The organism is Endozoicomonas sp. SCSIO W0465 (assembly GCF_023716865.1).
Lineage (GTDB): Bacteria > Pseudomonadota > Gammaproteobacteria > Pseudomonadales > Endozoicomonadaceae > Endozoicomonas.
Genome location: NZ_CP092417.1, coordinates 1,636,001 through 1,658,572 on the forward strand (window position 1 = coordinate 1,636,001; position 22,572 = coordinate 1,658,572).

The window sequence follows — 22,572 nt, forward strand, 5'->3', positions numbered from 1 at the left end:
TGCTTTCGGATAAATTGACTGAACGATTATTTAGTATTTGCAAACGAAATCATATGACTCTCTCCAAATGAAGCGAACACTCGTTCAACTTCCTTTTCAAATTCCGTGAAACTCTTGATTGACAATAGATTGAGCCATTCATACTTTACTTTCCTCCACAGGATCTCAATCAGATTGAGTTCAGGTGAATATGTTGGAAGAAAGCAGATCAGTAACTTTTTCTCAAGAGTCCAGTCAGCGATTCTGTCACGAAACTTTTTGCTGGTATGAATACTGGCATTGTCCACCATAACTACGGTGTAGCGGTCATTTGAACTGTATTTTTCATCCTCCATTTTCTCTGCGAAGTCGTCAAAGGCTGCAATCACTGTATCACTATTCACAGAGCCCACAACAGGGTAATGAAACAGCTCACAGCTCCGATTCATAAAGCCCAGCACGTTGATGCGCTTACTTTTGACTGATGGAATTCTGAGCTGCTTTCCTTTTTCCTGCCAGCCATATGGCACACAAGGTTCTTGAGTAAATCCGGACTCATCAAAATAAAACAAGTTTATTAACCCTTTGCGCTCAGCTTCCTGGGCGTCTTTCAGTGCAGTTTTACAACGCTGGAAATGCTCTTCGTCCCGTTTATGTTTGCACGATTTACGGAGTCTTTTGTAAACCAGTCCTAACTTTTTTACGATGTTGGCCAGAGTAAGTTTTGATGAGGATTTACCGGTCTCATCCTCAATTTTGGATTTTACATACGATAAACGACGAGGCTCTTCTGCTACTAACTCTTTTATGCGTTGCACTTCAGATTCATCATATATGCAAGATCTTCCACCACCATGTTTCTTATACAATGCACGAATACCATAGTCCTCCCAATCATCAATCCATTGGGAAACGGTCTGATATTTAATCTCAAGGATTTCTGCAATTTGCTCAAGGGTAAAGCCTCGATTACTCAATAGAAGACCATGAGCTCTTTCCCTGATACACCTCAGAGGGCCGTAGTGCTTGGCGTATTTCAAAGTTAATACAACAGCTTCATCAGTGATATTGACATACTTCATAGGTTGGGGACGTTTTAGTTCAAGACCCACTTATAATAGATTAAGGATCTATTTCTTTGTCTGCCTGATAGTACGATCAAAATATCCATAAGCAAACTTTTAACTACTTATGATTGAGTTAACTTATAGTCAACATGTCATGGTTGAAACAGTGACATTTTGTCGCAGAGGCCAGGGTCGATCGACGTTTCCTTGCATGCTGCACCCAGTCCAAGGGTGACATCGTAGAGTTGTTCAGTAGCTGGAATAATGATCGGCTGATCCCGGTATGAGAAGGTATTCTGAGGGCTTTTGACAGGAGAGCCAGTCAGTTCATACGTTATGAACTGACTGTACCAGGGAAATGGAGGCTATCAGGAAGCCGTGGCTGTCAGGCGATGAGCCCACTTGGTTTTTGCTGCCTGTTGCATATCCACCACTTCGTCACTTTCATCAACGATTTCCCGTCCAAGCAGGGTTTCAATCATGTCTTCCAGTGTCACGATACCGCGAATATCGCCATATTCGGTGACCACCATGGCGATATGACTGCGTTGTTCCAGGAACGTGGCCATCAGTTTCGGTAATGGTTCCTTTTCAAGAATGGCAATAATCGGACGCTTCAGGCTTTCCAGTGTTGTATTGCCACCTTCCCGAAGGTGGGAGATCAGAATGTCATTTCTCATGACAAAGCCATTGATATCATCCGGGTCTTCACCGTAAACAGGGATACGTGAGAAGCTGGAACCAGTGAACTCCTTCATATAAGCATCAGTGGTCGTTGATTCTGGCAATGAAAACAGCACTGAACGAGGGGTCATGATTTCCACAATTTGCAGATCACGAAACTTCAGCATGTTTTTCATCAACTCAGACTCGACACCCTGAAGGGCACCTACCTGGAAGCCGAGATCGGCCATCGCCTGAATCTCATCACGCAGATAAGGATTCGTTTTATCCTTTGGACCAAGCTTGCTGGTCAGTAACTCAGTAATCCAGATAATGGGCAGCAGCAGCTTAACCATAAAGCGCACACCAATGGCCATTACCGGAACCAGAGATTGCCACCAGGAGGCACCAATGGTCTTTGGAATAATTTCAGACAACACCAGGATCAGTAAGGTCAGCACGGCTGAAAAAACACCAACAGAGGCATCACCAAAGACTTTTGCTGCCTGGGCGCCAGCACTTGCAGCACCAATGGTGTGAGCAATGGTATTCAGGGTGAGGATGGCGGCCAGAGGGCGGTCAATATGATCATGCAACTCCCGAATAATTTTTGCCCATTTGCTGTTTTTCTGCTCAAGGCTAACCACATAGGCTGGGGAGATACTGAGTAGGACGGCTTCAAACACCGAACAAATAAAGGACACCGCAATAGCGATGACAATATACGCAACAAGCGTAACCACGTATGGCTCCAAAGGTAATCAAGGGAACGGTATTCTAGCCTGAGAATTTGATCTTTGGCGATAGAAATTTCCGATCATTACACCGTATTTATAATCAGTCGCTTAAGCAGTCTGCTTTTTGGGAAGAAGGTATTTCCGCTCAGGCCACCCCACAGTGCCGTAGACAATTTCAGCCTGCTGCTTACTGGTGATGTATTCAAGGTATCGGCGGACTGTGGTTTCGCTGACCACGATGAATTGACCAACCTCTTCAGCATTCAATACTGCCTTTTCATCAGAGAAAACACCGCGCACTTTATTCAGTGTTAAGGCATCTATCCACTGCAGTTGAATAGCCCCTGTACTCAGGGGCTGACTCTTTGAGATCAGGATGTCATATCATCAAAGAATTTTTTCACACCATCAAAGAAGGACTGTTTTTTAGGCGACTGGTGACCAGCACCTTCTTTTTTGAAGGTTTCGTCCAGTTCCTTGAGCAGTTCTTTCTGACGCTCGGTCAGTTTCACCGGGGTCTCAACCACAACACGGCACATAAGATCACCAGCACTGCCACCACGGACAGGGATAACCCCCTTGCCACGCAGACGGAACAACTTGCCCGTCTGGGTTTCAGCTGGAATTTTCAGCTTCACACGGCCTTCAAGGGTAGGCACTTCCAGTTCGCCGCCCAGTGCAGCATCGACAAATGTGATGGGTACTTCACAATACAGATGCTTACCATCACGCTGGAAGATCGGATGATCAGCAACGCTAACCTGAACATACAGGTCACCGGCCGGACCGCCATTCACGCCCGCTTCACCTTCACCGGCCAGACGAATACGGTCGCCAGTATCAACACCGGGAGGGATCTTGACAGAGAGGGTCTTGTATTCCTGAACGCGGCCCTCACCGTGGCAGACGTTACAGGGATCCTTGATCATCTTGCCAGTGCCGCGACAGTCAGGGCAGGTCTGTTGTACGGAGAAAAAGCCCTGCTGCATGCGCACCTGACCAATACCACCACAGGTGGTACAGCCGACAGGCTGTGTGCCTTTTTTTGCACCGGAGCCATCACATTCAGTACAGCTGACCAGTGTCGGTATCCGGATTTTTTTAGTGACGCCGCGAACGGCCTCTTCCAGGCTGAGTTCCAGCTGATAACGAAGGTCTGCGCCACGCTGCACGGAACTGCGGCTGCGGCCACCGCCAGCACCGAAAATGTCACCAAAGACATCCCCGAAAATATCGCCGAAATTACCACCGGCAAAACCGCCAGCACCGCCCATGCCACCCATGTTCGGGTCAACACCGGCATGGCCGTATTGATCGTAGGCCGCTTTTTTCTGGTTGTCGGAAAGGATTTCAAACGCTTCGTTAACTTCCTTGAAGCTCTCTTCCGCTGCTTTATCACCCGGGTTACGGTCCGGATGATATTTCATGGCCATACGACGATAGGCCTTTTTTATGTCCTTGTCCGAAGCGCTCCTGTCTACACCCAGCACTTCGTAGTAGTCGCGTTTTGACATCAGAAAAATCCTGAGCTAGCTGCATTCACCAGTCGAGCATGAAAACACAGAGCTAACTGGATTCATGGTCAAGTCTGACAAAGCCATCATTTTTGATATATACGACAACGCGGGAGTTAAACCCATCGAGTCTTCCGGAACCGTATTGCACTGGTAACCTGAACTGAAATCCATCGTTAATGCTACTTACCATAGTGACTGCTATGACTCGTCGCTTCGTTGTCTTTCCATTCAGCTGACCGTACTCATCACGAGGTTAGAAGAGTTGATCGGTATAATCCCGCGTTGTGACCAGATCATCAGTCATTGATGATCAATTGGGTCTTACTTCTTGTCATCCTTTACTTCTTCAAACTCAGCGTCAACCGCGTCGTCAGCAGCATCAGCTTTCTGACCAGCACTGGCGTCAGCCTGGGCTTCGCCCTGCTGTTGTTGAGCTTCAGCATACATCTTCTGGGCCAGACCTGCAGATGCTTCAGACAGGGTCTTGGTCTTGGCTTCGATCTCTTCCTTATCGTCACCTTTGACAGCAGCTTCAACGTCTTCGATAGCCTTGGTGATGGCAGCCTTCTCTTCTTCAGTGGCCTTGTCACCGGCTTCTTCCAGCGTCTTGCGGGTAGCGTGAGCCAAACCATCAGCCTGGTTACGGGCCGCAGCCAGCTCTTCGAACTTCTTGTCGTCTGCCGCGTTGGCTTCTGCATCCTTGACCATTTGATCGATCTCTTCGTCAGACAGACCGGAAGATGCCTTGATGACAATAGACTGTTCTTTACCAGTTGCCTTGTCTTTTGCAGAAACATTCAGAATACCGTTAGCGTCCAGGTCGAAGCTGACTTCGATCTGTGGCATGCCACGGGGTGCCGGAGGAATGTCGGCCAGGTCAAAACGGCCCAGGGACTTGTTGTGAGTCGCCTGCTTGCGCTCCCCCTGGAGCACGTGAATGGTAACTGCGCCCTGGTTGTCGTCAGCCGTAGAGAACACCTGGGACTTTTTGGTCGGGATGGTGGTGTTCTTTTCGATCAGTGGCGTCATGACGCCACCCATGGTTTCGATACCCAGGGTCAGCGGGGTTACGTCCAGCAGCAGAACGTCTTTAACGTCACCGGCCAGAACCGCAGCCTGGATGGAAGCGCCCATGGCAACCGCTTCGTCAGGGTTAACATCCTTACGAGGCTCCTTACCAAAGAACTCGGCCACTTTCTTCTGAACCAGTGGCATACGGGTCTGACCACCCACCAGGATAACTTCGTCGATATCAGACAGGTCCAGGTCTGAGTCCTTAACCGCGATGCGGCATGGTTCCAGGGATCGGGCAACCAGGTCTTCTACCAGTGATTCCAGTTTGGCACGGCTGACTTTAACGTTCAGGTGCTTGGGGCCTGTCTGATCGGCGGTAATGTAAGGCAGATTGACGTCGGTCTGCTGAGTGGAAGACAGTTCAATCTTGGCTTTCTCAGCGGCTTCTTTCAGACGCTGCATGGCCAGTGGGTCACCTTTCAGGTCAATGCCCTGGTCTTTTTTGAATTCGTCAGCAAGGTATTCGATCAGACGCAGGTCGAAGTCTTCACCCCCCAGAAAGGTGTCACCGTTGGTGGCCAGTACTTCAAACTGGTGCTCGCCATCAACGTCAGCGATTTCAATGATGGATACGTCAAAGGTACCGCCACCCAGGTCATAAACCGCGATGGTCTGGTCGCCTTTTTTCTTATCCATGCCGTAAGCCAGCGCTGCAGCCGTTGGCTCATTGATGATGCGCTTAACGTCCAGACCCGCGATACGGCCCGCATCTTTGGTAGCCTGACGCTGGGAATCGTTGAAGTAAGCAGGAACGGTAATAACCGCTTCAGTGACTGGCTCGCCCAGATAGTCTTCCGCCGTTTTCTTCATCTTCTTGAGGATTTCGGCAGAGATCTGAGGTGGTGCTTTTTTGTCGCCTTTAACCTCAACCCATGCGTCGCCGTTGTCTGCTTCGACGATTTTATAAGGCACCATCTTGATGTCTTTCTGCACGACGTCGTCTTTGAAGCGACGGCCAATCAGACGCTTGATGGCAAACAGGGTGTTGTCAGGGTTGGTCACCGCCTGACGTTTGGCCGGTTGGCCTACCAGAATCTCACCATCGTCAGTGTAGGCAATGATGGAAGGCGTAGTACGCGCGCCTTCAGCGTTTTCAATAACTTTGGATTTTTCACCGTCCAGGATCGCCACACAGGAATTGGTGGTACCCAGATCAATACCGATAATTTTGCCTTTACTCATTTTGAGTCTCTCCATTGCCCATGGTCAGGGCGGAAAACTTTGAAATCTTTGTTCGCTTCCCAATGGTTTCAACCAGACATTGAGTCTGGTGAAACAGCACTTAGGTGGTGATTACCACGATCTTGGTTTGCTATATGGGAGCGGCATTTTCATTTTCAAGGGGCGCCTCCAAGATTCTCGTACCTTAGGCCCCTTTGGAAACCACAACCATGGCAGGGCGGATAACACGACCGTGCAGTGTGTAGCCCTTCTGGAAGACATTCATCACGGTGTTGGGTTCCATATCCGGGTTGGGCACCATGGAAATAGCCTGATGGAAATTCGGGTCGAATGGTTGGCCTTCAGGGTTAACCTGTTCAACATTGAATTTTGCCAGGGCATCCAGCAACTGTTTGTGGGTCAGTCGCATGCCTTCAAGCATGGTCTCGTGCTGACCTTCACCCTGTTCTGCGCTTTCAATGCCTTTTTCCAGACTCTCAACCACAGGAATCAGTTCGTTGACGAACTTCTCCAGGGCAAACTTATGGGCCTTCTCGACGTCCTGCTCAGCTCGGCGCTTGGTGTTCATGGCTTCGGCATGGGCGCGCAAGGTCTGGTCTTTGGCTTGTGCAAGTTGCGCTTCCAGCTCTTCAATACGTCTGGCGTTATCATCGTTGTCCTGTTTTTCGGGTTGCTCTTCTGTAACAGCCGCTTCTTCCAGAATGGGGTCAACGGCGGCTGCTTCAGCATCTGCCGAGATTTCAGCCTCATTGGCTTCAGGTTTCTCGACCTGATCTTCTCCTTTGGTGTTTTCTGCAGTCATTCCAACGTTTCTCCGGATGTTAATCCAGCCTGAAATGCTGGCTGGAATGTGTCTTCATGGGATGGGCCGGGGCGCTAATAGGCAGCCTTGAGGCTAAAGTAAATATCAACTGATTGCCTAATATGGGGGTCATGGCAGCTTATTCAAGGGGAAATTCTCTTTACCAATTCGGGTTTTAAGTTTACTGTATAAATAAACAGTAACTCGATAATCAGTTGGGATCGTGAGAACTGCCATGCTGAACCAAATCTCCATCAGCAATTATGCCATCGTTGACCACCTGAACCTGGACATTAATCCCGGGATGACAGCCATCACCGGGGAAACCGGTGCCGGTAAATCCATCATGCTGGATGCCCTTGGACTGGCCCTGGGCGGCCGTGCTGACAGTGACTGTGTGCGTGATGGCGCTGATCGAGCCGACATACGCGCCTGCTTTGACCTTCAGCGCATACCCGCTGCCAGAGATTGGCTACTGGAGCGGGATTACGAGGGTAGCAGTAGTAGTCGAACTGAAACACTGGCTTCGGAATGTATTCTGCGTCGCGTGATTACCCGTGAAGGTCGTTCCCGAGGCTACATCAATGGCATTCCGGTAACACTGTCCGAGTTGAAGGGGCTAGGGGAGCTGTTAATCGATATTCACAGCCAGCATGCCCACCAATCATTACTGAAAAAGAGCAATCACTCAGCGCTGCTGGATGAATTCGCCGGCTCGCTAGGACTTTCCCGGGAGGTTGCGGGTATTGCTGCGAAATATCGCCAGACCCGTGAACAGCTGCTCACATTATTGTCGGATCAGCAGGACAGGGAAGAACGGGTTCAGCTGCTGAGTTATCAGTTGAATGAGTTGGAACAGTTAGGCCTTCAACCGGGTGAAGTTGGGGAGTTGGAGCAGGAGCATCGTCAGCAGTCTCAGGCCGGTGCAACTTTATCAGCCTGTCATCAGGTGACTCAAGTTTGTACCAGTGATGACGGTGATAACCTGCTTCAGCAGCTCACTTTCTGCCTGCATCGCCTTGGTGAACTACAGATTGAACACGCTGCAATTAATAATTCTCTGGAGATGTTGTCATCCGCTCAGATTCAGGTAGAGGAAGCGGTTGGTGAGCTGAATCATTTTATCGATCACTTTGATGCCGATCCACAAAGAGCCCGCGACATTGAAGATCGGCTCAGTGCCATTTTTGATCTGGCCAGGAAACACCGTGTCCAGCCAGAATCGTTGTTGGAGAAACAACAACAGATCAGTGAAGAGTTGGAAAAAGCTCAGTGTCATGACGGGCAAGTAGCCGACCTTGAGCTTTCTCTGGAGCATCTGCAAGAAAAACACAATCAGTTAGCAGATAAGCTGTCTGCCAAGCGCAAAACAGCTGCTCGAAAACTGGAAAAACAGGTGTCTGAACGTATCGCGTTGTTGGGCATGCCCAAAGGTAAGTTCTGTGTCGAGCTGACAAACATTCCTGATCGTATGATTGCTTCCCAGGGCTATGAATCCATCGAATTTCTGGTGACCACCAACCCGGGGCAGTCTCCACGCCCTCTGGGCAAAGTGGCTTCTGGTGGAGAACTTTCCCGTATTAGCCTGGCAATTCAGGTGATTATTGCGCAAACCGCGTCAACACCAACGCTGGTGTTTGATGAGGTCGATGTAGGCATTGGTGGTGGCACAGCAGAGATTGTGGGCAGTATGCTGAGAGAAGTGGGTAATAGCGGACAGGTGTTGTGTGTTACCCATCAGCCTCAAGTGGCGTCCCAGGCTCATCAGCACCTTCATGTCAGTAAGAAAGTCAGCCGTAAAACATCCAGTACTCGTATTCTCAAACTGGATGGCGAGCATCGCGTTCACGAAATTGCCCGAATGCTGGGTGGTATTGAGCTGACAGCACCAACATTAAGTCATGCTCAAGAGATGCTGTTTCAAGCTCAGTTGCAAGCCTTATAAATACTCCCGGTAAAGATTCTATAGAGAATTAAAACAACCTGATACACGTCGAAGCACCAAGGTTAATGATATTTTTTATCATCTTTGCGCTCTTCTGAATCTGCTTTCGATTCTGCATCTGCTTTTGCTTCAGCACCGAGCTGAACCTCGATATCAACTTCGAACTCACCTTCCACAGGCTCAAGGGCTACAATTGGAAAGGTTGAATTTCTAAGTGTTTCTTGTTCAAACCACTGGCACCAATAGCTGTAAGATCCATCATCCAAGAGGTATTCCTGCGTAACACTAAGTACCGGGCCTCCCGCTCTTAAGCGGACAAGTTGACCGATTTTAGCTCTCTTTACCATATGCTTGAACCCTTTGTTTTGTAATCTTTAAAATAGATATTTTTAAATAAATATCAGATTCGACCATTTTATTTTTGACAGAGTAATTTGATGGTAGAGTCGTAATTACCGCTTAGTTTGTCACAAATATCTCACGAAAATGTTTGAATGCTGGATGCCGTTTAACTAAAATCACTGATGCCAAGCCATTGTCAGGGAAATGCTCTTTCAGGCTCAGAAGCAATCACTATAAATCGTTTAATCAATACTGTTGACAGTTTTTCAAATACTCAGTATCGGTAGCTCAAGGGTTGAATCAGCTATTTGTTGGCAAGCCTGGGATGCTCCTGAGTTGCCAAAGAACTTAAGAAGCATCATACGAGCCTTGGGGTTACCGAGTAAAAACTGTCAAAAGTATTACTTGGTAAAGTTCCTTGAGTGAATAAAGAGATCTTCTGTACGAAAATGCAGCGAGTTTAGTGATAATTTTTACCCGTATCGCCCTCTTTTGCTTCAGCTTCCACATCTGCATCAGTATCAACTTCGTTGTCTGGTAGCTCCTCGTCAATAGCTTCAAACTCACCTTCCTCAGGTTCAAGAGCTACGATTGGAAAGGTTGCATATCTGAGTGTTTCATATTCAAACCACTGACAGACATAACTATAAGATCCATCATCCAGCAAGTTTTCATACGCAATACTCAGTACTGGCCCACCTGCTCTAAAGCGGACAAGTTGGCCGATTTTAGCTCTCGTCTTCATGTGATAAATCCTTTTGTTTGTTTAATTATCCTTATAATAGACATTTCTCTATGGCATTAGTTCCATTTCTTTATTTCAATTTTATTCCCTGGTAATAGAGTTAAATTACCAGTTTGATATATTGATAAAGTAAAGAGCATGATTAAAAACAATCTATAAACTGTTCGTTCCAATAAATACTAATTTCCTGACGAAATGAAATATTATATTTTCCTGTAATCAAATTTCACGGCACCTTGCCATCATCCTGAAAAGTAAATGACCAAGGACTTAATCAGAAGAAAACAAAAGCATTTTAATTGCCCCCCGAAAAGCTGGGGAGCAAATAATCTCACAGGTTAGAAAATCCCGGTACGTATTGTCGTCTTATTCTGCTGCTTACTTATTTCGCTACTTACTTTTTTTTGGACGTACATAGATCACCAGATTGTGATCCACAATTTCAAAACCATGCTCTTCAGCAATTGCGTGCTGACGTTTTTCAATCTCTTCATCAATAAACTCGATAACGTCTCCGCTCTCCATGCAAACCATATGGTCATGGTGCTCTCCGCGGGAGAGCTCAAACACTGAGTGACCGCCATCAAAATTGTGACGAACCACCAGGCCAGCACTCTCAAACTGGGTCAGCACCCGATAGACAGTGGCCAGACCCACATCCTCTTCCGCTTCCAGCAGAGCCTTGTAAACATCTTCTGCAGACATGTGCTTGTCTTCTGCGCATTCAAGGATCTGTAGAATCTTTACTCGAGGCAGGGTAACTTTGAGCCCTGCTTTGCGTAACTCTTGATTTTCCAACACGTTTCCCTAACCCTTTGCAAGATAATCCTGCTATTATCACATTTTCGTGCAGCTTTTTCATTTTGCTCTGTGAGCAGGCTGCTAGTCATTTCTGAGCAAGATAGTGGAAGTCTGAAACCGATGCAAAAAACCACGATCGCCCTGGCCGCCTCACTTGTTTCAATCACCCTTCTGACAGGGTGCGCCAGCTCCACAGACAGTGGTTCAAAGCTTATCAGTTTCCCCGGTGCCTATAAAATTGATATTCAGCAGGGAAATGTCATTACCCAGGAAATGGTTGACCAGCTCTGCCCGGGGATGACCCGTGCCCAAGTACAGTATGTTATGGGTACTCCCTTGCTGGAAGATACTTTTAACAGCAATCGCTGGGATTACATCCATAGTGTGCAACCTGGAGGCAAGAGCCGAGAGCAGAAAACAGTAACTCTGTTTTTTGAGAACGACCAGTTACGATCTATTCAGAGCGATCTCAAACTTGGCAGTGATCAGCAGTGATCTCTGCTGAGCCACTTTACCCGGGAAAACGTCCTCAGCTCTCATTCATTACCCTGTCCTGATTTCTTCTGTTTCATCTGCTCTGCCCTGCGTTTGCGAACCTCCTTGGGGTCGGCAATCAAAGGGCGATAAATTTCGACCCGTTCGCCCTCTCTCAGTACCTGGTCTCCAGGTTTTAATACAGCCTTGCCGAAGATGCCCAGTTTCGCATCATCCATGACAATCTCTGGAAAGTAATCAACAATGCCGGACTCTTTGGCTGCATCCAGTACCGTAGTTCCCTCTTTTACCTTCAGTGCGATAATCTTCTGCTCATGAGCTCTGGCATAAGCCACTTCAACACGGATAGTGGGCTCATCCATTAACATCTTAGCCATAGATCTGCTTCGCTCTCTTGCCAAAGGCATCCACCATGGCATTCATCATCTCACCAATCATCATTCCCAGTGTGGCCTGAGTCAGCATGTTGCTCATCTCAAACTCCAGCTCCAGGGAAACTTTACATCCATCCCCGGTCAAGGGCTGAAATGTCCAGATACCGAATAAATACTTAAAGGGTCCTTCCAACAATTGCATTTCTATAGACCTCCCCGGGATCATTTTGTTCCTTGTCGAAAAGCTATGACGCAGCCCGAGCCCGGCTTTGCCCACTATCAGGGTAGCTTCCAGCTGTTCGCCTTCCTGATGGTCAATACGGCCACCGACACACCCTGGCAAAAATTCGGCATACGACCCAATATCGCTGACCAGATCATACATTTGTTCAGCGGAGTACATGACCAGTGCGGAACGGGAAATCCTTGGCATAAAAAAAGCCTTTCATAAAAAAGCCGGATAGGATAACCCATTCCGGCCCATGGATTAATAGACAGGGCTTAGAAGAGGGTGGTGATCAGCACCGTCAACACACACAGTGGGACGATCACACGAATCATGGCTCGCCACAGGTTGAATACACCGACACTCAAACCCAGTTCTTTCATCATGATTGAGCGTTTCATTACCCAGCCTGCGAAGATAGAGATCAGCAGACCACCCACAGGCAGCAGGATATTACTGGTAAAGTAATCCAGCAGATCAAAGAAATTCTTGCCGAACAGTGTGAAGTTCAGCTCACCACTCATGGAAAACACCGTACCCAAGCCAACAAACCAGATGGCAGCACAGAGAATCACGGTCGCAACAGTTCGGCTCAGTGGTGTGCGCTCAATCAGCCAGGCCAGGGCCGGTTCAACCAGTGAGATGGCGGAGCTCAGCGCGGCAATGCCCACCAGAACAAAGAACAGGAATCCAAACAGCTCACCCATGGGCATGTGAACAAAGGCAGCCGTCAGAGAGACAAACAGCAGGCCCGGGCCAGCAGATGGTTCCAGTCCATAGGCAAATACGATCGGGAATACAATCAGGCCAGAGATGATGGCCATCAGCGTATCCAGCGCAGCAACGTTAATCGCGGTTCTTGGAATAGAGTCATTGGCAGGCATATAGGCACCATAAGCCATCAGGCAGCACATGCCCAGGCTCAGGGTAAAGAACGCTTGCCCTAAGGCAGCAACAAAGGCTTCACCGGTAACCCTGGAGAAATCGACAGAGAACATAAAGTCAAAGCCACGCACAAACTGTCCGGTTTCCAGCATGCTATAGCCCAGCATAATCAATAGCAACGCAAACAGCGCCGGCATCATTACCTGCAGACCTTTCTCAAGGCCTTTGTGAATGCCGCGTGCCGTAATCACCAGAGTAATCACCATAAATGCAGTGTGCCAGAAGATCTGCCGTGGCACAGACGACACCAGTCCGGCAAAAGCATCACCGACCTGATCGGCGGTCATACCACTGAAGGCGCCGGTCACAATATCCCAAGCATAAGATAGGGACCATCCAGCAATCACACTGTAGAAAGAGAGAATCAGAAAGCCGGCCAGCATGCCCATCCAGCCGATAATGCTCCACAACCAGGATGCACCCAGGTCACTGGTCAGCTTGCGAATGGCATTAAGGGGGCTAAGGCGGGTATGACGGCCAATAGCCGTCTCTGCCATCAGCAGTGGGACACCCATAATGGCGATGCACAGCAGATAAAGCATAACGAAAGGACCGCCACCGTATTGCCCGGCGATGTACGGAAATTTCCAGATATTGCCGAGGCCAATGGCAGAGCCGGCAGCAGCGAGCAGAAAGGTCCAGCGATTAGCCCAGGTTTTTGTCGATGTCGTTGGATTTTGTCCAGACATGAGTTTCCCTATGAGTCGAATTATTGTACTCAGAAACCGTTTAAAAGGCAGGTCAAGTCAGACAACACAGAATAATTATTATGGATCACACGCTGTGGTACAGCAGAGATCATCTTGATCAATCATGGCCTGTCGTCAAAAACCCGGAAATATCGAAAACCAAAATAGTCACGCTGCATGTCAAACAGTTTCTTGCTTCTTGAACAACTGCACGCAAGATTTTCACGGGTGCAGCACTTTTTACGGGTGCAGCACTTTTTACGGGTGCAGCACAATCCCGACAAACCTCCAAACCAAACCATCTGCGATAAAGGCCATCTTCAGGGTCGCTGAGTCACGTGACAACATGTCAATAAACCCGGGTAAAACAGCCTGCTAATGGCAGAGCGGAGGAGATCAAGCAGGGCTGGCCGTTATTGTACCGGCCAGACATTACGTCTCAACCGTTTTTACCATCTAATCAATAAAAAAAGAGTGTTTTAATTATTATTTGTTATAAAAATAGCAATATTCACCATGCTAAAAATTGACTGATTCAAGACTATTGTCGAAACCAGCCTGTATGCCCCAGAATTAGTGACTTTACGTTTAGCTGCTCCTATAATCCGTGCCATGGCAAAAAGTTCAAAGAAAGGCAAACAGGGCGACTCATCCATCGTCGTCAACAAGAAAGCTCGTCACGATTTCCACATCGACGAGACTTTCGAAGCAGGAATTTCCCTCGCAGGATGGGAAGTGAAAAGTCTCCGGCAGGGCAAAGTCCAGCTGATAGACAGTTACGTCCTGCTGAAAGATGGCGAAGCCTGGTTGATTGGCGCCCAGATTACACCACTGATCACCGCATCCACCCATGTTGTGGCAGATCCTTTGCGTGACCGTAAACTGCTGTTGAACCGCAGAGAGCTGGCAAACCTGTTCTCGGTAACTCAGCAAAAAGGCCATGCCTGTATCGCGACCAAGCTCTACTGGAAAGGCCATTTGGTCAAGTGCCAGATTGCGCTGGCCCGCGGTAAGAAAGAGTTTGATAAACGAGCCGCCACCAAAGAGCGTGAATGGAATATTGAAAAGCAGCGGGTCATGCACCGCGGCTGATAAACCCTGTGGCACACAGCTTCTCTGTGTGCGTTACCTTCTCTTTCCCGATACGAGTCAGATATCTATCGCATCTCGCCTTTTTTCGGAAATATTTAACGACAGCGGTATTTTTTATAGCTCAACAGTACCTATGTACTAAACACAGTTGCATTTGCTACTTGCTTTTGGCATAAATAGTTCCGAGTTTTGTTACTGGGGACGATCAGGATTCGACGACGGTTACGAAACCCAAGGTGCATGTCGAGGGCGTAGCGGCTCTCGTAAATCAAAACGCTACAAACGTATAGTTGCTAACGATAATAGCTTCAACGGAGCAATGGCTGCCTAATAACAGCCTTCTCCCGATCACTCTGTCTTGTCTGTTGGGTGGAAATTGATCGTTACCGAAAATAGAATCGCCACATCGGTCATCCTGGAGCCGGTGGGTTAAATTCACAGGATCGCGCAGTGTCACCCTGACCGTTGGGTCGTTCTGCGTTAACTTAATAACGGAAGCTAAGCATGTAGAGCCGAAGGCGTAGAGCTGGCGGACGCGGGTTCAAGTCCCGCCGTCTCCACCAAATATTCATTTAAAATCAAGAAGTTACAGAAGTACGATAGTCTTAAGCTGCATTAAAATGCCCACATTTGGTAACAGAATGACAGCATTTTTGACAGCCTTTTGAATTCAGGCTTTCAAGAATGCTGTTATTTTTGTGCTCATTTCTTCCTGCTCTCCCTCACTCTTCCGGTTCAAACCGGCCGACCACTCGACCCCGGATTGAAGCGAGATCCGGTAGCTGGATATCGGTATTGGGTTCCCCTTCTGGCCTGAATATGTACTGGCCATTGTCGTGGCGGTATTCGCCGATCATGAGATGGCCTTCCACTGCCAGCAAAACAGTCGAACGGTTCTGGATGGGGGTGTTTGGATCCACCAGCATGATGGTGTCTTTTGAGCTGTCCAGCCTTGCTTTTCCTGTCACCAGGTATTGCTGATACGTTGGATGGTCCATCCATTCCCCCGGGGTTTTTCTTTCTTTTGTCCATTTTGCCAGATTTACAGATCTTGCAAGTTTGGGCTTCTGCCAGTTAGGCGGGATATATTTTCTGGTCTACCTTGACGGGTGTCCGGCCAATAGGCCAGACTGGCTCCCATCATCTGCGCTGCTGATAACAGTTGTTAGGTGGGAGCCACCCATCAGGACAAACGGCACTTATGCCGGGCGTCCATGGATAAAAAACCGTGAACGGTGGGTCAAGCCGTGCCTTTGGGTATTGCCTGAAGGCGGGAAGCAGTGGGGAGTGCTAGCAACTCTTATCAATGCCCCGGCACCCAACCCCATTCGATGCAGGCCTGCGCCTGTGTCATGGCTCCAGTATGAAATGGAGTTCTGAACCGCACTTTCCAGGAAGTTGCGGTTTTTTTCTGTCTGCAACATACGACACCTGTTCCCCTTACAGCCTGGTAACAGTGTCACCATTTGGGCAGATAAAAACCTGACCTGAATCAATCAGGAAAAAATAGTTGCGAGGGTCGCAACTTTTTAAAAAAGGGTGACGTTGATCAATAACGACCATTGAATTTTATGAATAAGAAAATACGGGGGTGGAGCCATGAATGTATCAGCCATTTGCAGCTGCACTGCGAGCTATACTCAGACGCAACCACTGGCAGGATCGACGAATTGCAGAAGAGGTAGGCGTGTCCAGATCAACCATTTCCCGCTGGCTCAATGGCAAACAGGAACTGAGAAACCTGCAGGAGCTGGTGGATATTGCCGAAGCCCTGCAGGTAACGACGGATGAATTGCTGGGGCTGGCCGGTCATGAGATCAGCCAGATTGTGGAACTGCTCAGGCAGTTGCCAGAGGATTTGCGGCAGGTGGAGTTGTCCAGGCTGCAGAAGCTGGTGGAGGACTACCGGGGGACGTAAAGCGGCTGAGAGGGTAGGCCGCTTTATACCTTCAGGCCATGATGGGCGCCATCGTTAAGCCACATCAGGTGCGGGGGGTTGATACGGAATGGCAATCTCTACCCCCACCGAAGTACCCACTGCATTAAATGCCGTCACCTTCGCCACCAGCGCGGCTTTATCACCGGTAAACTGACTCAGGTCCATCATCGCACTGGTTACAGACGTTTCACTGGTGCGAATATTCGCGCCTTCAGTCAGTACTTCAACCCGGTACCCATCGGCTCTGGTGCTGTCGGTCCAGGCCAGCTTGAGCGCGTCACCAGTGAACGGTTCAGTGACCGTTAACCCGGTAATGGCATCCGGTTTACTGTCTACCAGTGGCACCGCTACCTCAAGACCTGCGGATTCTCCCACGGTATTCACGGCATACACACGGGCTGTCAGGTTGTTCAGATCGTATTCGGCCAGAGTAGTATCCATCATCACTTCAGGGTGCACGGTGTCAACCGATTCAGTGACAACGCCACTGGCCAGCAGGTCAACCCGATACTTGTCGGCCTTCTCACTGGCCACCCAGCGCAGGCGAATCAGTGAACCGGCAAACGGCTCAGCCAGAATAAGGTCCGTTACCTGCTCAGGCGGCAGCGCCCACTTACCCGCCTCAATGCTGAACACCTCCGACCAGGCCCCCTGGCCGCCGCCAATCGCCGCTACCCGGAAGTAATGCAACCCAGCAGGAATATTACTGGCCGTCATAGTGTTATAAACCGGAGTAGCCAACCGAAACCAGTTAGAACCATCCGCCGACTGATCAACAACAAACGACCGCGCCCCGGGCTCAGGCAACCAAGACAAAATCAAATCCGTTTTCACTTCAGCAGACTGCAGCACCACAAACGACTTGATAGAAGGCAACACAGGCCGAATCAAAGAATCACTGGGCAGATCAACCGGAGGCACTTCCAGCCCGTCATAGGAATGAACTTTCGGATTATCAATAAAGGCTATTAATCCAACTTTGTTGGAACTGGGGCTGATGTTCGTCACCACACAGTTTTTGCAGAGCGTATCGGCAGTGCCAAATTGATAGATGGTTCTGGCCATCTCCGTCCCGGTATAAACCGTAAAATCCGGAGACTGCTGCAATACCAGCTCATAGTCATTACTGCCGGGCATCACCCGATAAGGCCCAGCAGCCGTTCCGTCAGCCCGACGAAGATTGACATAGTGCTGGCCAGCACCAAACACCACGGGCTCAGACGTGGTTAACGTCATCCCGTTTTTGGCAACAATAGAACCGGACTGGCCCCACCCAGGTATCTCCCAGGCAACGCCCACCGTATCCCCAAAATCCGAATTCAAAGCATCCAACTCAGTAGAAAACTTCACCTGCACATTCCGATACAGCTTTTTAGCCGAAAGAAAACACCCCTCCCGAAACGCCTGAGCCCGGTCCTGAATCCCGGTCATCTTCACCCGCTCAATATTATTAGCGGATTGCCCCGGTAACTGACACAGCACCTCTTCAGGCTTCCAGGTAGTGGTATCGGTGTACTCAACAATCACCGAATCCGTATCCAACGGTTTGCGATACTACCGTTCAACCGTCACCCCGCCCTCGGTCATATTGGCCGGTGAGTACAAATGCCGCCTGGCCACTGCCGGTTGATCCCGAATAATCAGCAGCTGCCCATTACTCATCACTGGCGTAGCCCGGCCACAGGCGAGAATGGTTTTCAGGGTATCCAGCAGCGAGCCACGGGTATCAAACACCATAGAGAACTTATCGCCCCGCTGCTCCCATAGCTTGTGCATGGTCATCAGGTTTTCAGTATTGATAAACCCGTCCGGCAGTCTGCCACCATGCTCAGAGCGAATGGCATCGGCAAACGCCCAGGCTATTGAATCGGTCGCCACCGGATTGCCCCAGCTGGAACCGTTAAAGGTTGGCTTCAATGCTGTGGCAACCAAGTTGAATTTATTCTCAGAAGTGCTGCTTAAGTTGTTGGATGCCTGCACTTTTACCGCAAACTTGGTCACGCCTTCATACTGCTGTTTCGATGGCAGATAAGCCCGTAACCCGATCCACACGGTTTTATCCACCAATCGGCTGTTCCGGTCGCCATAATGCACCGCCCGACGCAACCGCACATGATAACGCCCGGCGTCCACCTTCTGCTTCACCGTAAACCGCTGAGGGGTATTGCTGGCCATGGTCCATTTATAGATACCTGGCTGATTATGGCTCCCTTCCCCCAGCTGATACCAACTGCCGAACGGGGCGCCATCATCATCAATGGCCTGGTACTGCACCTCTACACCCGTCGTCCGGCTGCTCAGGCCACCAAGGCCACCATCATCATTGGCATAATACAGCCCCTGTGGAAGATGAATATCAATGGCTAAATAGTTCGCCTCACTCCGTGGCTGGCTGGACACATACGGCCCATGCCAGATAAACGGCGTTTCATCGACAATCTCAATATCCACCACATCCGGGCTGGTCACCACGTTATCCGGGAACAGCGTCACCAGATCATCAGGCCCGTAAAACTCGTACTCAATCTCTTTAAAATTGTTCGCTGGCGTATCGCCAATATGCAGCTCTTCCCGCTTGAACGAACCCCAGCCCACCGAGAACAATTGGTAAACGTACTGCTCGTTTCCCTCGTACTCGTAATAGGGCTGAGTCAGCAGATCCGGCCAGTGTCGGTTCCGACCACAGGCCCAGGGTATCGGATTCATCAACCGCGCCCGGTTGCTCTGTGCCTCATAGCTATAAGTGGGGCTCGCTTCTGGCGTATTCAGTGCTGCCGGTTGTTTCGGCGTTGGCATCAGGGCCGTCACCACCAGAGAGGCCGCTACCGATACCGCCGCAATCACCAACAAACTGATCGGGTCAAACCCGAAAGGCCGTGGCGCTACCGTCACCGTATCATTCTCTGCCAGTGCCACCCGTGCCCAGTATTCCGGCTCCAGCTCTTCACCGTTGAAAATCACGGTAATGGGTGGCTGCTGCATCACCCGATAGTTCTGCACATGGCTCAGCAACCATTGCTCAATGGTCAGCCCTGGCTCAACGGCATGAATCACCCGCCCGTCATTGGGTTTCAGCAGGTTCGGAATCTCTATAATGTGCGCGGGCATAGGTACTCAATCCGATGAAAAAGCCGGTTCAGTTTTTTAGGGTGGTCAAAGGCACAAGCATGTTTTTCGTAACTGTGGAGGATGCCGCCGCCATCGATATCGAGATAAATCCCCACATGGCGCAACAGCTCTTTGCCATTCACGACGATGTAACAGCAGGCAATGGCACCATGAGCCGGTTGTTTTACCGGTGCTGCAAGGTTTTGTTGCAGGCCTGAGAGCATCGCTTCCGTCATACCTTGCGGGTCATCGGTTTTCACCGTGAGATACTGGGGAAGATCAATCCGGAATTGTTTCGACAGAACATCCAGCACCAGCCCCCAACAATCAAATTCGAAAGGGCCACGGGCATAGGCTACCCATGGGAGCCCGATGTAATCATTAACCCAGTGCATTGAAGATCCTTTTTTTTGCACCACAAAGGCACAAAGGACACAAAGAAGAGCGAAAAGCTTTTGTCTTTTCCTTTGTGCTCTTTGTGCTCTTTGTGCCTTTGTGGTGAAAAGTCTTTTTTCTTTTAAGTTCGCACCAGCCCAGGTGCGAAAGAAGGGGTATAGAGGAAGTAAGGGAAAGGCCGGTTAACAATATCCGCCAGTGATGCCGTTGCCGAGAGTTCACCCCGTTTGGTAGTACTGCCGTAAAGCGTCCATTCAAACGGCTGGTTCTGAGGTCCGTCAACTTCACCGGTTTCAGGGTTAAGAATATACACCCGGTAATAACACCGGAGCGGGTCACTGTGTTCCGATACCGCATCCAGCGCCCGTTCTATCTCAAGGCTGGTGACACCAATGGTAATGCTCAGGTCTGCATAACCTTTGTTACTCTTCTCCGGTCGTTTGATGGCAATGGGTGCAGGGTTAAACTGCACCACCTTGCCACCATCCACCGGCGCATTATCTTCAAGCCTGCACAACACTGGCCTGGTAATATTCTGAGAACTCACATACCGAATAGTGTCTTCATCGCTGGCAAGGTCAACAAAGGTAGGGTGCAATAACTCAATGGTCTGGAGCGGAATCTTGTTTACATCGGCGCTGGCGTAGGCCTGCTCTAATGCATTCATACATCTACCTTGAAATTACAGGCATCAATAAAATCACGCCCCAGCAGAACATCGGCTAATCCATTAGCTTTGTTCCGAACAGACACTTCCAGATCCTGAGCACAGCCATAGTAATCCGCTGTCCATTTCACCACAGGCCGCCGATCAACCCCGCCAGCCGAATGAACATCAACATATTTGATGATCTCAGCATCGGCAGGCATAAAGCTGATACTGGTGCGGTCTGCACCGGTATCCAGCATTACACCCGGAGCGACATCATAGGGAACAATTTCTTGATGATGGGTTGAGGCTGCCCAGCCTGCTATCAGGCTCAAGGCTGCAACCAGAATATAAGGCACGGTTCTTAAGGTAGACATTAAGCCCCACCCACAGCGCAAAGGCCTAATCTTGTACGCCCTGAACAACCATCTCTTGCAGGGTGTTCACGTTTCGCATTATCTCCCCAGAAGCTGAGCAGCTTTTTAATACATGAGACCAGTGACTTTCCTGCATTCATCAAAGATAGAATCAGACTGCCAAACAGCCTCGTCCCGCTTTTCATTACCTTGTGCGTCGAGATTTCCTCAATGACACCACTGCTGTAGAGGTTCGCCTGCGCAGCGTGAGCAAGATACCTTTTCAACGTCACAACGACGAAAGACATCAGAATCAGGCTAAACACCAACGTGGCAGAGTTAGTGTTAAAACGATGCCACCCTGAATAGGACTTGATCTCTTTGAAGATAAGCTCTATTTGCCACCGCAGACGATAAGCCTGAAGCACTTCGCTCAAGGTGAACTCCACCCGGTTCAGGTTGGTCACAATGAAAACCCATTTCTGCCTTTTGTCATTCCAGCGGACAACCAAACGGAATGGCCAGACGTAACTATTCAGCACTGAGCAAAGGCATATTACAGTAATTCCGAACAGCTCTATGAAGTGATTGATATATGTCCATTCCCTGTTTTCTGGCAGACGACAAATAGCTGCGAATCCGTGCAAACATAGAACCACCGTCTGCACTCCTGAAGCAGCCTGAGATTTTCTGCTTTAACTTGGCCATTCGAACATCCCGCTCACTGCCATTGTTATCGAAGGGAATGGTAAAATCTGACATGAAGCGCAGTGTCTCAGCCTTGAACTCAGTGAGTCGTTTGAAGAGATTGTAAGCTTTAGTATTCTTGACTTTCTTGCGCTTAAGCTCCTCTCGTTGCTTCTCCATATAGACGACTTCTTTCATTAGAGCCCGCTGAAGCAACCGGTCATAAATCTTCTCGATTCGTTCACAGACAACACTTGGCATCTGTAGCATACCTATGGTCTTAAAGCCCTTGCAGTAATGCCAGGAAAGCCTCAGTAGCTTCATCAATCGCAACGCCAGTTGATTGCTGTCCCTATCAACAACACCCAAAAGCTCCCTCAGGTGATGGGCATTGCAAAGTACGTGAGTTGCCGCATATGCAAAATAGGATTTCCAATGATCATGAACCAGAACGCCTGCAAATGTTAGCAGTATGCCCATCGTGTCCATGGCCTCACGACCTCGCTTTTCAGACAAGTAGTAGAGCGTCCATTGTTCATCCCGCATAACGTGTAGCCAGTGCAAAGAGCCCTCGGCCCGCATACCCGTTTCATCGGCTCCGGCAACAGACGATTCCCGCAAGGCGTCACGAATAACCTCTTCAGTAGAAGCCAGATTTTCATAGGTTCTGGCCACAAAATTGGCGACAGTGCCTGCACTTACACTCATTTTATAGAGAGTATTAAAATACCTCGACTTTAGAGTCTGTATAAAACGATAATT

Annotated in this window: 23 protein-coding genes, 1 other RNA gene and 1 pseudogene; 6 read left to right on the forward strand and 19 right to left on the reverse strand. The window is 49.2% G+C overall.

Annotated features, from left to right (window positions below):
• Positions 1-26: 26 nt before the first annotated feature.
• The 6 genes from MJO57_RS06950 to grpE form a co-directional block, all read right to left on the reverse strand.
• Positions 27-1,091: an IS630 family transposase gene (locus MJO57_RS06950; RefSeq protein WP_252018707.1), complete on the reverse strand. Its 1,065-nt coding sequence runs from the start codon at positions 1,089-1,091 to the stop codon at positions 27-29.
• Positions 1,092-1,414: 323 nt separating this feature from the next.
• Positions 1,415-2,452, reverse strand: coding sequence for a CNNM domain-containing protein (locus tag MJO57_RS06955; RefSeq protein ID WP_252024012.1), 1,038 nt, complete (start codon positions 2,450-2,452; stop codon positions 1,415-1,417).
• Positions 2,453-2,554: 102 nt separating this feature from the next.
• The gene (locus MJO57_RS06960) at positions 2,555-2,824 is read right to left on the reverse strand and encodes a hypothetical protein (RefSeq protein ID WP_371924867.1); all 270 of its coding nucleotides are present in this window, start codon (positions 2,822-2,824) and stop codon (positions 2,555-2,557) included.
• Positions 2,818-3,960, reverse strand: coding sequence for a molecular chaperone DnaJ (gene dnaJ, locus MJO57_RS06965; protein WP_252024016.1), 1,143 nt, complete (start codon positions 3,958-3,960; stop codon positions 2,818-2,820). Before dnaJ ends, MJO57_RS06960 begins: the two co-directional genes overlap by 7 nt.
• Before the next feature lie 324 nt (positions 3,961-4,284).
• Entirely contained in the window at positions 4,285-6,219 is a 1,935-nt protein-coding gene (gene dnaK, locus MJO57_RS06970) for a molecular chaperone DnaK (RefSeq protein WP_252024018.1), read from the reverse strand.
• A gap of 184 nt (positions 6,220-6,403) precedes the next feature.
• Complete coding sequence (grpE, locus tag MJO57_RS06975; RefSeq protein WP_252024020.1) at positions 6,404-7,021, reverse strand: nucleotide exchange factor GrpE; 618 nt, start codon at positions 7,019-7,021, stop codon at positions 6,404-6,406.
• A 235-nt stretch (positions 7,022-7,256) separates the two neighbouring features.
• Between grpE and recN the strand changes: the two genes are divergently transcribed.
• Positions 7,257-8,966 (forward strand): DNA repair protein RecN, encoded by a 1,710-nt coding sequence (recN, locus tag MJO57_RS06980; RefSeq protein ID WP_252024023.1) that lies wholly within the window; start codon positions 7,257-7,259, stop codon positions 8,964-8,966.
• 62 nt (positions 8,967-9,028) lie between these two features.
• On the opposite strand, the gene MJO57_RS06985 is transcribed toward recN, so the two are convergent.
• The 3 genes from MJO57_RS06985 to fur all read right to left on the reverse strand — a co-directional run bounded on the left by MJO57_RS06985 (position 9,029) and on the right by fur (position 10,854).
• Positions 9,029-9,313, reverse strand: a complete 285-nt coding sequence (locus tag MJO57_RS06985; protein WP_252024025.1) for a DUF2158 domain-containing protein — start codon at positions 9,311-9,313, stop codon at positions 9,029-9,031.
• 455 nt (positions 9,314-9,768) lie between these two features.
• Positions 9,769-10,053, reverse strand: coding sequence for a DUF2158 domain-containing protein (locus MJO57_RS06990; protein WP_252024027.1), 285 nt, complete (start codon positions 10,051-10,053; stop codon positions 9,769-9,771).
• Positions 10,054-10,443: 390 nt separating this feature from the next.
• Positions 10,444-10,854, reverse strand: coding sequence for a ferric iron uptake transcriptional regulator (fur, locus tag MJO57_RS06995; RefSeq protein WP_305881909.1), 411 nt, complete (start codon positions 10,852-10,854; stop codon positions 10,444-10,446).
• Between the two features lie 120 nt (positions 10,855-10,974).
• Here fur and MJO57_RS07000 point away from each other — a divergent pair, with 120 nt between their 5' ends.
• Positions 10,975-11,349 (forward strand): outer membrane protein assembly factor BamE, encoded by a 375-nt coding sequence (locus MJO57_RS07000; RefSeq protein ID WP_252024029.1) that lies wholly within the window; start codon positions 10,975-10,977, stop codon positions 11,347-11,349.
• Positions 11,350-11,390: 41 nt separating this feature from the next.
• Here the strand turns inward: MJO57_RS07000 and MJO57_RS07005 are convergent, their stop codons facing one another.
• From MJO57_RS07005 to MJO57_RS07015, 3 genes are all read right to left on the reverse strand, one after another.
• Positions 11,391-11,726, reverse strand: coding sequence for an RnfH family protein (locus MJO57_RS07005; RefSeq protein WP_252024031.1), 336 nt, complete (start codon positions 11,724-11,726; stop codon positions 11,391-11,393).
• The gene (locus tag MJO57_RS07010; RefSeq protein ID WP_256493243.1) at positions 11,719-12,156 is read right to left on the reverse strand and encodes a type II toxin-antitoxin system RatA family toxin; all 438 of its coding nucleotides are present in this window, start codon (positions 12,154-12,156) and stop codon (positions 11,719-11,721) included. The genes MJO57_RS07005 and MJO57_RS07010 overlap by 8 nt, the downstream gene beginning before the upstream one ends.
• Positions 12,157-12,224: 68 nt before the next feature.
• The gene (locus tag MJO57_RS07015; RefSeq protein WP_252024035.1) at positions 12,225-13,583 is read right to left on the reverse strand and encodes a sodium-dependent transporter; all 1,359 of its coding nucleotides are present in this window, start codon (positions 13,581-13,583) and stop codon (positions 12,225-12,227) included.
• 80 nt (positions 13,584-13,663) lie between these two features.
• On the opposite strand from MJO57_RS07015, the gene MJO57_RS32665 reads away from it, so the two are divergent.
• The 3 genes from MJO57_RS32665 (at position 13,664) to ssrA (ending at position 15,238) form a co-directional block, all read left to right on the forward strand.
• Entirely contained in the window at positions 13,664-13,786 is a 123-nt protein-coding gene (locus MJO57_RS32665; RefSeq protein WP_256493244.1) for a hypothetical protein, read from the forward strand.
• Between the two features lie 409 nt (positions 13,787-14,195).
• Complete coding sequence (gene smpB, locus MJO57_RS07020) at positions 14,196-14,675, forward strand: SsrA-binding protein SmpB (protein WP_066014543.1); 480 nt, start codon at positions 14,196-14,198, stop codon at positions 14,673-14,675.
• Between the two features lie 197 nt (positions 14,676-14,872).
• Positions 14,873-15,238: a transfer-messenger RNA gene (ssrA, locus tag MJO57_RS07025) on the forward strand.
• A gap of 159 nt (positions 15,239-15,397) precedes the next feature.
• On the opposite strand, the gene MJO57_RS07030 is transcribed toward ssrA, so the two are convergent.
• A complete protein-coding gene (locus tag MJO57_RS07030) occupies positions 15,398-15,673 on the reverse strand; it encodes a hypothetical protein (RefSeq protein ID WP_252024037.1) in 276 nt (91 codons plus the stop codon).
• Between the two features lie 605 nt (positions 15,674-16,278).
• Here MJO57_RS07030 and MJO57_RS07035 point away from each other — a divergent pair.
• Positions 16,279-16,593, forward strand: coding sequence for a helix-turn-helix domain-containing protein (locus MJO57_RS07035; protein WP_252024039.1), 315 nt, complete (start codon positions 16,279-16,281; stop codon positions 16,591-16,593).
• A gap of 54 nt (positions 16,594-16,647) precedes the next feature.
• Here MJO57_RS07035 and MJO57_RS07040 read toward each other — a convergent pair.
• The 6 genes and pseudogenes from MJO57_RS07040 to MJO57_RS07065 all read right to left on the reverse strand — a co-directional run bounded on the left by MJO57_RS07040 (position 16,648) and on the right by MJO57_RS07065 (position 22,560).
• Positions 16,648-19,722 (reverse strand): annotated as a pseudogene (locus tag MJO57_RS07040) (host specificity factor TipJ family phage tail protein).
• Positions 19,704-20,117 carry an NlpC/P60 family protein gene (locus MJO57_RS07045; RefSeq protein WP_252024041.1) on the reverse strand — a complete coding sequence of 138 codons (414 nt, stop codon included), beginning with the start codon at positions 20,115-20,117 and terminating at the stop codon, positions 19,704-19,706. Before MJO57_RS07045 ends, MJO57_RS07040 begins: the two are co-directional and overlap by 19 nt.
• 122 nt (positions 20,118-20,239) lie before the next feature.
• Complete coding sequence (locus MJO57_RS07050) at positions 20,240-20,785, reverse strand: DUF1833 family protein (protein WP_252024043.1); 546 nt, start codon at positions 20,783-20,785, stop codon at positions 20,240-20,242.
• The gene (locus MJO57_RS07055; protein ID WP_252024045.1) at positions 20,782-21,144 is read right to left on the reverse strand and encodes a hypothetical protein; all 363 of its coding nucleotides are present in this window, start codon (positions 21,142-21,144) and stop codon (positions 20,782-20,784) included. Before MJO57_RS07055 ends, MJO57_RS07050 begins: the two co-directional genes overlap by 4 nt.
• Positions 21,144-21,665, reverse strand: a complete 522-nt coding sequence (locus tag MJO57_RS07060; RefSeq protein ID WP_252024047.1) for a transposase — start codon at positions 21,663-21,665, stop codon at positions 21,144-21,146. Before MJO57_RS07060 ends, MJO57_RS07055 begins: the two co-directional genes overlap by 1 nt.
• On the reverse strand, positions 21,655-22,560 hold the full coding sequence (locus MJO57_RS07065) for an IS66 family transposase (RefSeq protein ID WP_256493327.1): 906 nt from the start codon (positions 22,558-22,560) through the stop codon (positions 21,655-21,657). Before MJO57_RS07065 ends, MJO57_RS07060 begins: the two co-directional genes overlap by 11 nt.
• Positions 22,561-22,572: the final 12 nt, after the last annotated feature.

Coding starts and splice junctions, on each gene's coding strand:
- MJO57_RS06990 (WP_252024027.1), bottom strand. CDS start 10,053: ATGAAGACGAGAGCTAAAATCGGCCAACTTGTCCGCTTTAGAGCAGGT.
- MJO57_RS07030 (WP_252024037.1), bottom strand. CDS start 15,673: ATGGACCATCCAACGTATCAGCAATACCTGGTGACAGGAAAAGCAAGG.
- MJO57_RS07000 (WP_252024029.1), top strand. CDS start 10,975: ATGCAAAAAACCACGATCGCCCTGGCCGCCTCACTTGTTTCAATCACC.
- dnaK (WP_252024018.1), bottom strand. CDS start 6,219: ATGAGTAAAGGCAAAATTATCGGTATTGATCTGGGTACCACCAATTCC.
- MJO57_RS07045 (WP_252024041.1), bottom strand. CDS start 20,117: ATGCACTGGGTTAATGATTACATCGGGCTCCCATGGGTAGCCTATGCC.
- dnaJ (WP_252024016.1), bottom strand. CDS start 3,960: ATGTCAAAACGCGACTACTACGAAGTGCTGGGTGTAGACAGGAGCGCT.
- MJO57_RS06985 (WP_252024025.1), bottom strand. CDS start 9,313: ATGGTAAAGAGAGCTAAAATCGGTCAACTTGTCCGCTTAAGAGCGGGA.
- recN (WP_252024023.1), top strand. CDS start 7,257: ATGCTGAACCAAATCTCCATCAGCAATTATGCCATCGTTGACCACCTG.
- grpE (WP_252024020.1), bottom strand. CDS start 7,021: ATGACTGCAGAAAACACCAAAGGAGAAGATCAGGTCGAGAAACCTGAA.
- MJO57_RS07015 (WP_252024035.1), bottom strand. CDS start 13,583: ATGTCTGGACAAAATCCAACGACATCGACAAAAACCTGGGCTAATCGC.
- MJO57_RS07050 (WP_252024043.1), bottom strand. CDS start 20,785: ATGAATGCATTAGAGCAGGCCTACGCCAGCGCCGATGTAAACAAGATT.
- MJO57_RS32665 (WP_256493244.1), top strand. CDS start 13,664: ATGGATCACACGCTGTGGTACAGCAGAGATCATCTTGATCAATCATGG.
- MJO57_RS07010 (WP_256493243.1), bottom strand. CDS start 12,156: ATGCCAAGGATTTCCCGTTCCGCACTGGTCATGTACTCCGCTGAACAA.
- smpB (WP_066014543.1), top strand. CDS start 14,196: ATGGCAAAAAGTTCAAAGAAAGGCAAACAGGGCGACTCATCCATCGTC.
- MJO57_RS07035 (WP_252024039.1), top strand. CDS start 16,279: ATGTATCAGCCATTTGCAGCTGCACTGCGAGCTATACTCAGACGCAAC.
- MJO57_RS07005 (WP_252024031.1), bottom strand. CDS start 11,726: ATGGCTAAGATGTTAATGGATGAGCCCACTATCCGTGTTGAAGTGGCT.
- MJO57_RS07055 (WP_252024045.1), bottom strand. CDS start 21,144: ATGTCTACCTTAAGAACCGTGCCTTATATTCTGGTTGCAGCCTTGAGC.